Origin of the sequence: Nonomuraea sp. WAC 01424 (genome assembly GCF_003947315.1) — a bacterium.
In the GTDB taxonomy this organism is placed as follows: Bacteria; Actinomycetota; Actinomycetes; order Streptosporangiales; family Streptosporangiaceae; genus Nonomuraea; species Nonomuraea spiralis.
Window position 1 is genome coordinate 299848 of sequence record NZ_QHHZ01000017.1, and the last position, 15529, is coordinate 315376.

General features: G+C 62.2%; 14 protein-coding genes. 9 read left to right on the forward strand and 5 right to left on the reverse strand.

Annotated elements, in window-relative coordinates; all coding sequences use genetic code 11:
* Positions 1–378, forward strand: coding sequence for a VOC family protein (locus DMB42_RS40220; RefSeq protein ID WP_312024791.1), 378 nt, complete (start codon positions 1–3; stop codon positions 376–378).
* 146 nt (positions 379–524) lie between these two features.
* On the forward strand, positions 525–1124 hold the full coding sequence (locus tag DMB42_RS40225; RefSeq protein WP_125644203.1) for a hypothetical protein: 600 nt from the start codon (positions 525–527) through the stop codon (positions 1122–1124).
* 190 nt (positions 1125–1314) lie between these two features.
* On the opposite strand, the gene DMB42_RS40230 is transcribed toward DMB42_RS40225, so the two are convergent.
* Positions 1315–2136: a hypothetical protein gene (locus DMB42_RS40230; RefSeq protein ID WP_125644205.1), complete on the reverse strand. Its 822-nt coding sequence runs from the start codon at positions 2134–2136 to the stop codon at positions 1315–1317.
* A gap of 629 nt (positions 2137–2765) precedes the next feature.
* On the opposite strand from DMB42_RS40230, the gene DMB42_RS40235 reads away from it, so the two are divergent.
* Positions 2766–3341 carry a DoxX family protein gene (locus DMB42_RS40235; protein WP_125644207.1) on the forward strand — a complete coding sequence of 192 codons (576 nt, stop codon included), beginning with the start codon at positions 2766–2768 and terminating at the stop codon, positions 3339–3341.
* Positions 3342–4106: 765 nt separating this feature from the next.
* Positions 4107–4670 carry a dihydrofolate reductase family protein gene (locus DMB42_RS40240; RefSeq protein ID WP_125644209.1) on the forward strand — a complete coding sequence of 188 codons (564 nt, stop codon included), beginning with the start codon at positions 4107–4109 and terminating at the stop codon, positions 4668–4670.
* A 759-nt stretch (positions 4671–5429) separates the two neighbouring features.
* On the opposite strand, the gene DMB42_RS40245 is transcribed toward DMB42_RS40240, so the two are convergent.
* A complete protein-coding gene (locus tag DMB42_RS40245) occupies positions 5430–5900 on the reverse strand; it encodes a hypothetical protein (protein WP_260478217.1) in 471 nt (156 codons plus the stop codon).
* A 650-nt stretch (positions 5901–6550) separates the two neighbouring features.
* On the opposite strand from DMB42_RS40245, the gene DMB42_RS40250 reads away from it, so the two are divergent.
* The 3 genes from DMB42_RS40250 to DMB42_RS56485 all read left to right on the forward strand — a co-directional run bounded on the left by DMB42_RS40250 (position 6551) and on the right by DMB42_RS56485 (position 8433).
* Positions 6551–6811 carry a hypothetical protein gene (locus DMB42_RS40250; RefSeq protein WP_125644211.1) on the forward strand — a complete coding sequence of 87 codons (261 nt, stop codon included), beginning with the start codon at positions 6551–6553 and terminating at the stop codon, positions 6809–6811.
* Positions 6812–6883: 72 nt separating this feature from the next.
* The gene (locus DMB42_RS40255) at positions 6884–7858 is read left to right on the forward strand and encodes a DUF4360 domain-containing protein (RefSeq protein WP_125644212.1); all 975 of its coding nucleotides are present in this window, start codon (positions 6884–6886) and stop codon (positions 7856–7858) included.
* A 293-nt stretch (positions 7859–8151) separates the two neighbouring features.
* On the forward strand, positions 8152–8433 hold the full coding sequence (locus tag DMB42_RS56485) for a tyrosine-type recombinase/integrase (RefSeq protein ID WP_396985166.1): 282 nt from the start codon (positions 8152–8154) through the stop codon (positions 8431–8433).
* Between the two features lie 453 nt (positions 8434–8886).
* Here DMB42_RS56485 and DMB42_RS40265 read toward each other — a convergent pair whose 3' ends face one another.
* A complete protein-coding gene (locus DMB42_RS40265; RefSeq protein ID WP_125644216.1) occupies positions 8887–9672 on the reverse strand; it encodes a uracil-DNA glycosylase family protein in 786 nt (261 codons plus the stop codon).
* Positions 9673–10111: 439 nt separating this feature from the next.
* Here DMB42_RS40265 and DMB42_RS40270 point away from each other — a divergent pair, with 439 nt between their 5' ends.
* A complete protein-coding gene (locus DMB42_RS40270; protein ID WP_125644218.1) occupies positions 10112–11611 on the forward strand; it encodes a hypothetical protein in 1500 nt (499 codons plus the stop codon).
* On the opposite strand, the gene DMB42_RS40275 is transcribed toward DMB42_RS40270, so the two are convergent.
* The gene (locus tag DMB42_RS40275) at positions 11523–12404 is read right to left on the reverse strand and encodes a hypothetical protein (RefSeq protein WP_125644220.1); all 882 of its coding nucleotides are present in this window, start codon (positions 12402–12404) and stop codon (positions 11523–11525) included. The two genes, DMB42_RS40270 and DMB42_RS40275, sit on opposite strands and share 89 nt — an antisense overlap.
* A 361-nt stretch (positions 12405–12765) precedes the next feature.
* Between DMB42_RS40275 and DMB42_RS40280 the strand changes: the two genes are divergently transcribed.
* Complete coding sequence (locus tag DMB42_RS40280; protein ID WP_125644222.1) at positions 12766–13866, forward strand: three-Cys-motif partner protein TcmP; 1101 nt, start codon at positions 12766–12768, stop codon at positions 13864–13866.
* A 27-nt stretch (positions 13867–13893) separates the two neighbouring features.
* Here DMB42_RS40280 and DMB42_RS56490 read toward each other — a convergent pair whose 3' ends face one another.
* Entirely contained in the window at positions 13894–14658 is a 765-nt protein-coding gene (locus DMB42_RS56490) for a DUF5131 family protein (protein ID WP_125644224.1), read from the reverse strand.
* Positions 14659–15529 lie beyond the last annotated feature (871 nt).

The window sequence follows — 15529 nt, forward strand, 5'->3', positions numbered from 1 at the left end:
ATGTCCAAGTTGTTCAGCGAGACGAAGGCGTTCAGCGGCTTTTCCGTCGACGACCCGGCCGCCGCGAAGGCGTTCTACGGCGACATTCTGGGCCTGGAGGTGTCGGAGTCGCACGGCCTGCTGACCCTGCACATCGCCGGCGGCACCAACATCCTGATCTACCCCAAACCCGACCACGTCCCCGCCACCTTCACCATCCTCAACTTCCCGGTCGAGAACATCGACAAGGCCGTGGACGACCTGACGGCCCGCGGTGTGCACTTCCAGCGGTACGACAACCTGAAGACCGACGAGAAGGGCATCTTCCGCGGCGGCGGCCCACTGATCGCCTGGTTCACCGACCCGGCGGGAAACGTCCTGTCAGTCCTCCAAGACTGACCAGGCACGCCCTGCGGCCCACCCGCAGGGCACCCCCCAGGCCGCCGGGCCGCCAGCACGATCACGCCCCACCACCAACCTCAGGCATGATCACCTCATCCGAGGCCGGCGGCGGCCCATGCCCACGAGAAAGAGATCCCACGAGAGTGAGCAACACCCCTCACGCACCGGTGGAGCAGTTCTCCGACGAGGCCCGAAAGCGACTACGCGAAGAAGCCGAGGCATTCGCGAACGCAGTGCTGCGGCACGCCGAAGCCCTGTGCGAGTTCGAAGGCCGACAGCGTGAGATCCCGGCGGTCTTCGAACTGAACGACCTGCTCTCGGCAGCGGCTCACCGTCTCCGCGAAGCCCAGCACGACCTCACCGGGACGTACCCATCGTTCGAACCCTCCACCGACGACGATGACAACGACGACGTCCACCCCGCACACCCTGAGTACCCGGAGTTCACCGATCGGATCGCCGTACTCATGCGCCACGACTTCGCCATCACGGACCGAGAGGCCCTGATGACCGCCGGCCGAGCGGCGTATCTGCGAATAATGCCGGACGCCGTCGAAGACGACGCCGAGTTCGACGTACAGACTGTGGACAGTGCTGTCTACCAGCTCATGCATGTCTCAGCAGAAGACACGATCCTCGACCACGTCCCGGGCCTGAGGCCGACCGCGAGCGTCACGCGGACCTTGGAAGTCGATGGCCCCCTCGATTTCCAAGCCCCCTTCGCCATCGCCACCGACGATTAGTCGGCACAACCACGCGAGACGGCGCGCGGGTATGAAAAGGCATGCCGGCGAAGACGGCCCGGTCTTGGGTCAGAGCCATCTGAACGAAGCCGGCCATGGATCAGATAAACAAGTTCCTTGCATTTCATGAGCGTTCCAGGTGCTCAAAGGTCACTGCGCGTACGGACTCCGTTGCCCCGCGACGGTGGCCTCATTCAGCCTCCACCACGAGCTTCCTGGAAGGGGCGGTGATGTGCACAGGCGTTCCCCAGCCTTTGTAGAGGACGTTGATCCTCACAGCGTCAGCTTTCTGATCCGGGCCATAGGGCTCGTAGACAGTCTCGGCCTGGAAGCGCCTGGGCAGGCTGTCCGGGCCGAACCAGAGCTTCCACGTGATGCGGCCTCCTGACCAGTCCCCCATTCGTTCTCCGTAATAGATCCCGGCCTGACGAGAGCCGAGGAGGCCGACCTCAACCGAGCCGTCATAGCGAACAGTGGGGACGCCGTCATATCTGTCCTTCGTGGGCACCTTCTCGGCGTTGCCGGAGATCAGTTGCAAGAACTTCGGATTGAGGGCGTCCACCAGGTTCTGTGTCCAGAGGAAGGCTTCCTTGTTCCGCCAGTGGTTCCACTTCTTCCCCGCGGGAAGGTCGTCCGAATAGCTTTGGGTATAGGTGTCCGGGCCGATATTGATCATGCGAAACGGCATCGGGCTCGCGTGGCCCACGGTGAAAACCTCTGTGATGTCGCTGGCGTACACGCCGGTCGTGGCGGCGAATTGGTGTTTGCCGTGGGTGACCGTCAGGGCGCCGTCCCAGGCCCGGCCGGTGCGGGCCTTCTGGGCGAACAGCACGCTGCTCTTCTCTGCGAACTGCCCCTTGAGCGCGATCACCGCCTGAGCCGGCGAACCGGAGGCCTGTGCGTGCGCCGCGCCTGCCAGAGGTGATGTGAGCAGCAGGGCCAGGACGCCCAGTAACGCGCAAAAGCTTCTCATCAGATCATCGTCGGCGACCGCCGATCTCGGCCTTGTCACCGGCTGATTGCAGGCGCGACACCGCCCACGTCACCCACCAGGAGCCGCCTCCACCCTCTCGGACAAGGCGCCCCCTGAACAACGAGCCGAATGGCATCATTGCCGGTCCACATGTCGGCGTTCTACGCATGCCTTGGTCTTGTGAGCGTCCTCAGCCGTGAGGGAGGCCGCGGCGGACGTGCTCTGTGGTCACGTTCTCGATGCACCGCCCGCACATGCGGCCGATCAACACATCCTCAGACTTCTACCCGCCGGACCTGGTTGTAGTAGATCGCGACATCCGCCGCGTGCAGACGCATGTCCTCACCGTCCACTACTCCTGGTGCCCTGCGGCCCTTTCACCGCACTCCAAGAGCGCGAGCGAGCACGCCCCTCAAGGGCTCCTGCTCTTGGACGCTCAATGCCCGCACCACAGCGACCGTCCCATCCCACGGTGGCGGCAGAACTTCTGTTTTCGCAGGTGGACCGCGCCTCACGTGTCCCACACTGTCCCACGGACGATGCGCGCGACCTCGCCTCAATGGTCCGATGAGCCCTGTCACCACGTACCGATCACCACGTACGAGTGACGAAACAAACAAAGCCGCCGAGTTCCCCGGCCACCCGATGAGAAAAGGCAGTGACAGGGCATGAACCAGCACATCAGCGAGAACCACCTCCCCGTTGAGGACATCGAGCAGCAGCCCAAGGGACGCGGAATGCGGTTCACGCTCAACGGCGCACTTTGGTCACTTCAAGCGTTGTGGGGCTTCTTCTTCGCCGGAAGCGGTTTCGGCAAGGTGCTTCTGTACGACGACACCCTGTATGCGACGGCCCCCCAGGCCGTGGCTTGGTACGCGGCGGTGCCACAGTCCCTGATCGTCCTCATCGGGATCCTTGAGGTGCTTGGCGGCATCGGCCTGATCCTTCCGGCGATGACGGGAGTCAGGCCGAACCTGGCGCCACTCGCCGCCGCCGGCCTGACGCTGACGATGATCCTCGCGGCCGGTTTTCACATCATGCGCGGCGAATACGAACTGGTGCCGGCGAATCTCCTGCTGGGAGGCGTCGCGGCGTTCATCGCGGTCGGACGATGGAAGCTGAGGCCCATCGCACCCTCGATCATCACCACCTCACGCGTACTCAAGTCGTTCGCGGTCGTGGTCGCACTGACCCTGCTGGCATTCGCTCCGACCTGGTTCACGATGACCAACGCCCAGTTCTGATCACCTTCGCAGTTAGGTCAAGGGTGTCGAGCACAGATCACCGCACTTCACGGCCACGCTGTCAGTTTGGGACTCGGCCACCGGTCCTGCCTCTCCGAGCCAGGGAACCCGGGGTGCAGGTCAGGGCAGACCGACCGCGGGTCCCTATGAGACACCCCCAACCCTCGCCCGTTCCGGCACGCATCCGGCGCGGAAGCCGCCCGGTGTCCAATCACACGCGGACAACCCGGTGACGCGCCCCGACAAATCCACGGCCCTCGGCCGAGCCACAAGCCGGCCACGCCTCAAGGACTGCACCGGCCACGTGGACAAGTGCCCCAAACAAACGGTCAGCGGCCTGGTCTTCGCTCAACGACCGCCCGAACCCCCACGCACACCTCAAGGCGCACCCCGAGACCCAAGACACCGAGCACGAAGAGGCGAAGGAGCGCCGGAAAGATCACACCACGCACGTCGCGCCCCTCCAGATGAAGGACGCCGACGACCGCATGGACTCCGCCCTCTGGGGCTGACGGGCCAACCGCAACCCGAACTGCAACCGCTCCTGACCCGTGCGGACGCGCGCACTGCTCCAAGACACCCAGGTACCTGACCGCGCATCCAGCCAGTAGACCGGGCACCGATGACTTCCGGGCTGCAGTGTCGTCCAAAGCATCAGCGACAGGCCACAGACGCCGCGGCCAAACGAGCGCTGCGACCCGGGACACGCACGTCTCCCCTGGCAAGCACGATCCCCAGACGACCCGAAACCACGGAGTTCTGATCATGCGGAAGCTGATAGCGACAGTGTTCAACTACTCCCTCGACGGCCTTCTCGCCGACGAGGGCACCGAGTTTTGGAAGTTCTGCTTCGACCTGCCCGAAAACCGTCAGCCCGACGCTCCGGCGCACCTCGACTTTCTCCAGAGCGCGTACGCGCACATCATGGGCCGCACCGCCTACGAGGGCATCGCCGGCGGCATGACAACGTCCACCGACCACCCGTTCGCCGACATCCTGAACGCAGGGCGCAAGGTCGTCTTCTCCCGCACCCTGAAGACGGCTGACTGGGCCAACACCACTATCGCCGCTGGTGACACGGCAGAAGAGATCGACAAGCTCAGGCTGGGCGGCGACGGTCACATCGTGGTGTGGGGCGGCGTCAGCCTCTGGCGGTCGCTCATGCGGCTCGACCTGATCGACGAGCTCCAGCTGAGCATGTTCCCCTACGTCGCGGGCGAGGGCACCCGGCTGTTCGACGGCGTCCCCAAGTCTTACCAGCTCGACCTGGTCTCCAGCACCGCGTCCAGCAACGGGATCATATATCTGCAGTACCGGCGACACTGCTGACCCAGCGACCGGACATGCACAACGAGCGGCAGTCACACGAGCTCCGCCACCTGTCCGAGGAGTCCACGACCCATCTCAAACCAACCAGCGACACCGGCGGCATCGCCACACGATCGACAACGGCAAGCAGACACCGAGGCTCAACCTCGAACCCCATTACTCCTCGGGGCATTGCCCGCATTTCCGGTGAGCCAGGGTGAGGAACGAACCCTGGATCGTCGATCGCCCCAAGCACGTACGGCATCCAGCCATGCAGTGGCGATCGTAGGGCCGCATCTGTGCAGCGGCGCGGCAACCCCGGTCGGAGCGTTCGGTTGGTACGGCTGGGCCGGCGCGCGGGGCCCGGCCCGGTGTCCCGCCGCCGTCCGGGACCGACCCCCAGACCGCACGTCCGGACGGCGGGCGGAGGGCCGGGGGTACGGCGGCGCGGCGCGCCGCCGCGTGATGCGCGACGCGGAGGCGCGCCTGGCGTCCGCACTCTGGGGTGAGCCGTAGCCGTTGCGACTACGACGCCCGGAAAGATCGAAAGGCCCTCCCCCCGAGTTCGGGAGAGGGCCTTTCAGCTGCGGAGGATCGGGGATTTGAACCCCGGATGGTGTTGCACGGCGTGGGACGGTGCTGGATTGCACTAGAACTGCAACTAGGGAGCGGTCACCACGGGCGGCAGTACCTCGATGATGCGGGCTGTTCCGCTGGGCGGTCGCATCTCGTGCATAGTGATCACGTCCCCCGGTTTGACGTGTCGCCAGTGTTCAGGGGTCAAGGGAACAAGTCGCACAGGTGCACACTCTCCCGGTTCCAGCGGAGTACGACCCCCCATCCAGAGGGAGCGATACTGACCGACAGCTCACCCTCAGGCGTGCGCTGCCCGATATCCCACATGGGTCGAAGCCCTTTACCAGGAAGTATCGGCACCTTGCGGCCTCCCTCCTCGGTGGGCAAGAGGCAGAGCTCAGCCCGGAGAACACCGTTCCGGGCCTCGGCGCATCGCCACTCATACCAGGAGACGTACCACTCAAGCCACATCACCCGGGCGGCATCAGCCAGCAGACCCCAGAACTCGGGCGGCTGGGGGCGCGCGTCGCCGAGCTCCTCCAGCAAAAGAAGGACCATCTCCCATTCGCCGTGTTTCAGGTACTCCAGCGCATCGGAGACGCCGGCACCGGCCTCGGTTCGGAGGTGGGAGGAGCAGAACTGAGCGGCCTTCAACAGCGAGGAGTCCAGGTCCACACCCTGATTGTGACAGGCTCTCGAACTCTGACCCTACGGATTAAACGATCCGATTCGGGCCGTGCCGGATAGTTCAACGCAGGTCAACGCCTATGCGCGGTCCATCTTGAACGGCTTTGAACGGCGTCGTATTGCAACCCAAACTGCAACCCTGGCGGTCGGCTGACAGGCACGTATAACCGTCGAGGATGATGGTCAGGTCTTGCCGTTGTTGATCGCCGTCAGGAGATATGGAGTTGCTTCCTCAAGTGAGGGGAAGCAGGCATCCGCCTTGATCAGGTCGTCAGACGGGTGGGTCGTGGCTACAGCAACCACCGTGCATCTTCCGGGCTGAGGACGGTGGGCATGCCGCACAAGTCGCACAGCCATTGAAGACTCTCGGCAAGCCAAAGCGGCTCCCCAACGAGCACGAGCTTGTGCGTCGACGGGAGACGAAGCCGAGCAGTGGGATACCGTCTCCCCAGGCCGGCGCCGAGTCCAGCACGGAAACTTCAGAGCCATGAAATCTCGGCAGCGAGATCGCTACAGGTCGTTTGCGCTGCTCGCAGGGGTCATTGACGACCGCTCAAAGTCACCCGAATATGGCGCGGTTGCCGCTGCGGTTGTTGCCCCCGGCCCACCGCCGCACGATGGGCCAGATTCTCTAAATCATGGCATATCTGCGCGAATCGGAATTTTCGGGAGCTACACGTCAGGATAATATCCATTTTGATGGCGAATATTCGGACACCAAGCACACGCTCTCTTTTAGCTCATTGCTGATTGTTTGCCCGCTTATAAAAGTGCGTACGTCTTTCACGCTTGACGCTGGGGTATCTCCCTTGTCGCACTATCGCAGCGGTGTGGGCGGACACAAAAAGAACAGCTCCGGCATCCGCGCCACCGCGGCACCATTCACGAGCTCGATCTGACGCAGGTCAACGAGCCTCCGGAAATTACCTAACGTTCTCGCTGGGAATGCTCACCACGGAAAGGAATGCCCCATGCCATTCATCATGCGCAACACCCTCCCCAAGCTGGCCGCACGTACACTCGCCGCCACCGTCCTCACCGCAGCAGCCATGACGCCCGCGGTCGCGGCATCCGCTGCCCCCAATCCGACCGAGGCATACATCTCGAGCGTCAGTGCGAACGGAAACGGGTGCCCGCCCGGGACATGGGAGGCGGCGATCAGCCCCGACGGGAAGACGTTCACGGTTACATTCAGCTCATACGAGACGCTCATCGAACCTGGTAGTGACGCTTCGGATAAGGAATGCACGCTCTCGCTGAACGTGCATACGCCGCCGGGGACCTCGCTTTCCACCGCCAAGTTCTCCTACCAGGGCTACGCGCTCATGGACCAAGCAGGGATGAGCGCGACGCAGAGCGCAAACTACAACTTCAGCGGTGCTCCCGTCCCGGCTCAGTCGGTTCGCTCGCAGATCTCGGGGCCGCACGACGACACCTACCTCTTCTCCGACCGGATCTTGCTTCACGACGACGTGGCGTCGGCGCAGGGCGCAACCCGCGCGCTGAACGTGGAAACGGGCCTGGTCCTCACCAACAACCCCGCAGAGACCGGCAGCGGCTTCTTCAACACCAGCAGTGTCGACGGGACGCTCCAGAACGGACCGGGCTGCACCATCGACCGGCGCACCGCCATCTCGGGGCAGACCATCGTCGGCACCTCGGGCGCCGATGTCATCTGCGGGTCACCGTTCGCCGACCGTATCGCCGCGCTGGGCGGCGACGACGTCATCCTCTCCTTCGCGGGCAACGACCGGATCTCCGCCGGTGGCGGCAACGACACCGTCTTCGGCGGCACCGGCGACGACGACATCAGCGGCGACGACGGCGACGACGCCCTCGACGGCGAAGCCGGCAACGACCGGATCCTGGGTGGGCCGGGCACCGACACGGCTAACGGCGGGCCAGGCACCGATTCCTGCGTAGCCGAGACGACCACCTCCTGCTGAGTCAGCTCGACGCTCCTGCCACAAGAGATGCACGATCCGCGGACATCAGCCGACCTGCAAGCCGGGCTGCACCAAATTAGGCCATGCCTGCTACAAGCGGGCCCTGCCTCAATGACTGCGCCGGCCATGCGGATGAGGGCCCCAAGCGCACCGTCGGCGGCCTGGTCTTCCACCAGAGGAAGGGCAAGAGCAAGCTCACCGCCCGTGCCCGCTCGAACTCCTCGCCCAGCTCAAGGCACATCGCGAGGTGCAGGATGCCGAGCGGGAGAGGGCGGGAGATCGATGGGAAGACCATGGCCTGGTGTTCGCGACCAAGCAGGCTCTTCCATCGAGCGCACCGAGGACTGGAAGATCTGGAAGTCCATCTTCAGCAGGCTGGCGTCCGAGACGTCCGGGTTCGCGACGCTTGCCACACCGCCACGACAGTCCTCATCGAGCAAGGTGTGAACATCCGGATCGTTCAGCAAGTGCTCGGCCACGCCCGAGTGACCACCACCGAGCGCTACACCCACGTATCCACACCCCTGGTGCGCGACGCGGGCGAGCTCGCCTCCACTCTCCGGGGAAATCCCTAGTCGTTGCGACCACGGCACCTTCGAAGATCAAAAAGGCCCTCTCCCCGATCAAGGGAGAGGGCCTTCCGCCTGGCGGAGGATCGGGGATTTGAACCCCGGATGGTGTTGCCACCAAACCGCATTAGCAGCTCGGGTCTTGGCCATCCTGATCGATTCAATCTGGACCAACGCACTCGGCCGGTCCACTACGAACAGCATTGACCGGAGCTGGATTGCAACTAGAAGTGCAACTGAAGAGCTGCCGTGACGCACAGCAGGACCTCGATGATGCGCGCCGTTCCAGCCGACGGTCACCTCCCGTGCATGGTGATCACAACGCCCGGTACGAGATGCTGCCAGTGCTCAGGGCCCAGCGGAAGCAGTCCCAGCGGATGATAGCGCTCGACCTCAGGAAGCCAGTGCCGAACTCGGACGGCCTTGGATGGGAATCCGAGATCTGCGAGAAGCGCTCAATCAGGAAGATCCGGTCCACGTAGCAACTCTCTGCGTCATCGCCTCACGTGCCTCGGTGTACAGACGTGCTCGATGCCCGTTGGCGCCGGATGGATGCGGGAATCCATAAAGAACTCGATCGGGCGAGACGTTCGTGAGCTCGACGGCCTTGCTGGCAGCCTTGCCCAAAGGGATGATGAGCGCGTCGGGGACCATCTCGAGATTCTTGTTGAGGACCTGTCGAGCAAATGCGGTCAGCACTGGATGACGATCGACCGCCGGCGAGCCGGAGTAGTTCGCCCCCTTGATGAACACGGCGTGGCAAATGGCGGACGTGGAGGCCAGGAGATCAGACCGTTCGGCAAAGAGCTGGGCAGTGCTGCTGATCCCGAGTGCGGCCTGAAGCCCGATCCCGTCCAGCATGGAGATCATGTTGGAACGCATGGAACCGGCGAAGCTCCCTACCTCGTCCGCCTCCTTGAGGGCGTTGTTGAGAGACTTACCGCTCTGGAGTGCACGCGCGACAGTCCGTACGGCAAGATGCATTTGTTGGCGGCCCGGCGTGAGGCCTACGAGCATCACGCGAGCGCTGACATTTACCCAGTCGAACGGAACGAAATAGATCTCCAACTTGTCGTCCTTGTATAGGAGCAGGTCGGGGCTCGTTACGTGTTCTGCGGTGACGCTTGGAGAGAGCCTGCGCAGCACATCTTCAAATGCCAAGCTGCACCAGTCAGAGCTGATCCGGCCTCCTGCTGCTGGGCCGATGTAGCAGGCGTGCTCAGACGCAGTGAACATGTCCGTCATGCACGAAGTATCGCTGATATGACCGGTTAGCCGGGTAGCACTTTCAGGCTTTCTGCTACCTCATAGGCAGTACGGGCAGCGCATCTGTCCGGAGCGGCGGAGTGCAACTGTTGGAAGAGCCTGCAGCCGGGCTCGTTCTGGGAGACATGCTCTCCGACGAGCTGCCGATGCTCGCGGCCGTACCGCTAGCAGGCTGAGTGGGCTCGCCTGCGTTGCCTGAGCCGGCGGGCTTGTTCTCCTATGGCTGGCGCGTGCATCGGTGGCGGCCGGTTTGGTAGCGGACCGATTGACGCGCACCAGCGCGTCGGCGATGGGCGCCGTACTGCAGGCCAATCCTCGATCATCCCACCTGTCGTCGCCCCACCGGTGAGGGTAATCGACCAGGGGAAAGCGACCATTCGGGTTGCAGCTGAGGTCGTAGTGGTGTGCGCTCTGGTGTATGCAGCGGTGGGCGACATTGAATGCCAGACAGCTGGCAGTGTTGCGTCGGATAGCGGACGCCCGGGAAGAGGTAGGCACAAAGACTCCGGAGCTGGCGACGACGGTGTACGCGTTGCGGAACCGGGGCCTGGTAACGACAGTCCGTCGTGATGGCGCCTGGCAAGCGAAGATGACAGATGCCGGGAGGTTCTATCTCGAGCACGGACACCATCCGGATCGTCCAGAACCTAGCAACGTCACCAAGGCGCTAGTGGAAGCCTGCCCGGTGAAAGACATCGCGGCCGAGCTCATTGCGGCACTCCAGGCGAACGATGGGACGATCCACATCGAAGAACCGGATGACAGGACACGGGCCGACTACCGAAAGGCGATCAACGCAGCCAAGCGTCGGGGCTTGGTCCCCGGCGGGAAGCAGCTACTCCACACAGGCCGGGACATGGGGCCGCTGATCATCAAACTCGCTGCTGAGGGTCCGGAAGCTGCGACCGACTGGAACCGTATCCGCCTCCGCGTTCGAGATGAGATCACTGGCGAGGCCCTGCTAGAGCTGCTCGTACGAGAGCAGCCCTTCCTCAAGGTCAGCGAAGGCGCCCGCGGGCGCGCCATCGCGCTAGTCAGGTCGCTTGTGCAAAAGGTGCAACGTCGCGGACATACCGTGGCGACCTCTCGGAAGAGCCGCCAGCTGTACCTACGGGTCCGTGAGCACGCGTTCTCTCTCAAGATTGTCGAGGAAGTCGACGAGGTGCCAAAGCGTCTCTCGGCGGATGACCCGCGCGTGCGTCGTGCCTATGACTGGCAGCGGATCAAGCCTCCTGAATACGACGCCGTGCCATCTGGACGGCTTCGTCTCGAACTTTCAGCGGGTACCCCAGACGCTCGGATGTGGACGGACGAAGGCAGGTCCAAGGTCGAGGCGAAGCTCGCGGAGGTCTTCGACGAAGCCGAGCGGCAGGCCCATCGGGCTGATGAGATCGCGCAGGAGCGGCGGCTTCAACACGAGAGATGGCTCGTCGAGCAGGAAAAGCTGCGGCTGGAGCGGGATCGTGAGGAAGCGGCGACTCGGGCGCGATGGGAATCGGCAATGGAGGCGGCCCGCGGACTCGCGATCGAGGAGCTCCGTCAGAAGGTGTTCGAGGACGCATTGATCGGATGGTCTATCGCCGGCCAGATCCGCGACTTTTGCAACGCTCTCGAACACTCTTCGGCAGCTACCGGCATGGTTGGGGCGGCAACCGAGTGGATCGAATGGGCACTGTCGCGAGCGGATCGACTCGACCCTACACTTCACTTGCAGGACTTCGCTGCGCAGTTTCACCCCGAACCGGAAGCAGATGATCTGCGGCCTCATCTAGGCGAGTGGAGCCCCTTCTCACCCAGAAAGGAGTATCGGCCTCCCAGCAGGGAGCCGGTCAACCGCCAGGACGCTTCTTCATACGCCTCCGAAGCACCAACGTGGATACTGGCACGCCAAGGTCGCTTTCCATGGTGGCGGCGATAGCACCTTGACCGCAGCGTCTAAGCTCCGCGATGGCGCGCTCGACGAGCATCCCCAACCGCCGTACCTCCTCCCGCAACGCCTCTAACTCGTCCAGCCGCTCAATGATCTCCTTGCCGCACCACTCCCGCAGGATGTTCAGGGACATGAGCTGCTTCGCGTGAAAGTCGGTCAGGCGGGTCGGCGGTACCCAGTGCTCTTCGCGCGTCGACCCGCGGCCGGTGGTGTAGGTCCACCCATGCACAGACTCGAGCTCGATCTTCTCTTCCTCCGCGATCACCTTCTGCATGACAGCCTCACCGTTGAGCTCGGCCACGCGCATTGCAACCTTCACTGCCAATGACCACGGCCCTACGAACACACCGTCCTTGGTCGTGAATGCCAAGGGCTCCCTTCGGAGGGTCTCCTCCTCCATCCCGAGCGCCGCACACACTGACTGAAGGTTGGCGATCTGAATGGTACAGAGCTCGCTTCGCGCGTAACCTAGGTCAACCCCTTGGACGAGATCTGGGTCTTCTATGAGCGAAGACACCGCCCCATACTGGGGAGACTCATCGGCGTACGCGGATACCTCCACCACTGCGGCCATTCGAAGTTCGTCCTGCAGCCATGCCTCACGCTTTTCCCAAAGGACGACTAGACGTCTCCTGGGAACGCACTCCTCCAGCCCAGCTCGATCAAGAAATCGGACCAGACACCGTCCCTTCGGAGCCGACTGAAGGTACTCCACCCGCTCCATCGGACACTCCGGATCCTTCGCCCGCACCCGATACGCCCAGACCTGCCCCTCACTCATATGACCATTGAAATCCTTCGACCGCGCTCAGGCAGGCGTTTCACCAACACAGATTGTCACCAACAGGCGATCGTGAGCGCCGTCCCGAACGACGCGTGTTGCAACCCCCCATTAGCAGCTCCGATCTTGACCGTCCCGATCCGTTCCACCTAGCTCCTGCGGTCCAACCGGAACATTCCGATACGGCGATGCACTTGCACCCAAACATCTGGTCTCAGCTTAGGCGCCAACCTTATGGCGGTATGCCCAGAATGAGAGATTCTGCTGTCCATGTCCGATTAAGCGAATTGCAAGCCTGGACGCGTTAACATACGGAAGCGTCAACGGACTCTCGCGATTAAGTCATACAGAGGGGGCATTTATGGTAGGACCGAAAACAACTCACTGGAAGCTGGAGCCTCACACCAAAGCTAAGCATGAGATCCTTCGCGGGTACCTCAACGGCTGGTTCCCTGTCATGTCCCGCTACAACGACAGAATATTCTTTTTCGACGGGTTCGCCGGCCCGGGCCGATACGAGAATGGCGAGGCAGGGTCACCCATAATCGCGCTCACAACGCTACTCGACCACGCGCATTTCTCTAAAATGGAATGCGACTTCCTCTTCATGTTTTGCGAGCACGACCCGAAGAGGTTCGCCAGCCTGGAGGCGGAAATAGAGAAGCTCCAGAACGCTCGCGCGCCGTGGCCGCGAAACGTCAAGGTCCAGCTAGTCAACGAAGAATTTGAAGCTAGGGCCTCAAATATCGTTACCGAGATGAAGAGGTTGAAAAAGCAGCTAGTGCCGACCTTCGCTTTCGTAGATCCATTCGGCGTCTCAGGGCTACCAATCGCTGTGATAAAGGATCTTCTCGCGTCTCCGCGGTGCGAGCTTTTCGTTAACTACATGGTCGATTCCGTAAATCGCTTCGCGGGCGCCGGAAACATAGACCATCACCTTAGGGACCTATTCGGCACTGAGCGCTACAAGGAAGCGGCGAATCTCCAGGGGCAGCCACGCCAACTGTTTCTTCATGACCTCTATGAAGAACAGCTAAAGTCGACCTGCGAGTTTCCTTTCGTACAATCATTCGCGATGATCAACAGCCACGGGCACATCGGCTACTACCTGTTCTATGGCACACGGGACATCAAGGGTCTGGAAATCATGAAGGACTCGATGTGGAAGATTGACCCCGGAGGTGATTACCGATTCTCGGACAGACTCGTCGGACAAACCATCCTATTTATCGAAGACGGCCTAGACGTACGTCCACTGCGACAAGCGATACTCACAGAGTTCGCTGGTAAGGCTGTGCCAATTCAACAGCTAGAGGAGTTCACGATCAGTCGGACACCCTACAGGAAGTCTCACCTGCGTCGGCCTGTCTTGACACCGATGGAAAAAGAGAACGTGATTCAGGTTCGGCGCCCAGGAAAATCTGGGTTCCCCCCAGGCACGATTGTACTTTTTCCCGCATAGGCGCTCTAGGCATGTCCTAGCCCTGCACTATGCATTCGCAAGAGCCAGAGATCCCAAGCGTTCAGGCATCTCATCCCAAGTGCGTCCGTCAAGCAAACGCCCCTGAGCTTTAGGAGTCCTACCACCCCATTGCTTGAAGAAGAATGGAACGCACGCACCTACACATCGGTCCCGAATCTCCTTAACCCATCTCGGGTCGACAGGGCGATGATTGTGACCACTTTCACCGCCAACGATGACCCAAGACATTCCTTCCAGATTTAGTGCCGGAATCGGTCCTAGCAGAGGTTCGCAAGAAAGGAATCGGGTTTGAGCCGGCACTTGTCTTAAATCATCGATCCGACTAGCTACTTCAGCACTCTCAACGCTAACCCCTACCCACACGTTTTCCGGCCACGGTAGCTTATTGGCCACACGTCGGAGGCGACGGGCACGCTTGGTAAGTATTTGATACGTGTGCTGCGGGGTCTTTTCCATCGTTTCAAATACACGGGTCACAAAATCCAAGGGGATCTGCGCATGAAATAGGTCACTCATAGAGTTGACGAACACGAGGCGAGGTCTCCGCCAACGCAGCGGGAGATCCAGCAGGTCTTCGTGTAGCGTTACGCCGAACCCGGGTCCAGAGGTCCTAGGATCCCCGTCGCGTTGATAGCGAGCCTGCCCCATAGCTTTAAGTCTTTTAGCGAGGCTTAGGGCGTAGCAGTTGTCACAGCCGTGTGAGACGCGGTCACACCCTGTTGTTGGGTTCCATGTAGCTTCTGTCCATTCGATGAGGCTACGATCGCCCATTGCTACACACCCCTTCCGGCATCGTGGACGCTCACGCGACACTGCACCGATCTTCAGCGATCATAGCCGGTCTCGAACGAAAATTCGATACTTATGCTGTGGGCTTGTGTAACAGTAGCTGCACATGATGCACAAGATCAGCTGATTGCCGCATCCGCATGTCTCATCACCGGTCTTAGCTAGCGACACTAGCCGCGTGCGTGCCGAGGTTCGAGCTTGCCACACTTTCGCGATACTTCGTTGTCGCTCCCATTCGCCTTGCAGGGGAATGCCCACTTATGTCTGACCCGACCTCTCCTGTGCGGCTGAACACAGCACCTCCATCTGGTCCAACGCGTCTGCCGTAGACCTCGCCGTGCGGAGTCAGCGCGTTGCGGTGATGGCGATGCTCTGTTCGTCAACCCTGCGGCCCGCAGTTCGAAGATCAGCCAGGTTGTTCGGTGAGCCAGGGTGAGGAACGAGCCCTGGATCGTCGATCGCCCCGAGCACGTACGGTGCCCAGCCATGCCGTGGCGATCGTAGGGCTGGATCTGTGCGGCGGCGCGGCAACCCCGGTCGAAGCGTTCGATCGGTACGGCGGGGCCGGCGTGCGGTGGCCGGCCCGGTGTCCCGCCGCCGTCCGGGACCGGCCCCCAGGCCGCACGCCCGGACGGCGGGCGGGCGGAGGGCCGGGGGTACGGCGGCGCGCCGCGCCGCCGCCTTGATCCTCATAGGGACTATTCGGCAACGATCTCAGCTGTCATCTGTCCTGTCTCGCTTGATGGTTGACACTCTGGCCTCGCTTGATGCTTGACACCTTGATCGTTATCTGAGCCTGCTCGTGGCGTTATCGACGCTTCGGGGGAGGCTCGGGTGGCATTGGTGGAGTTGA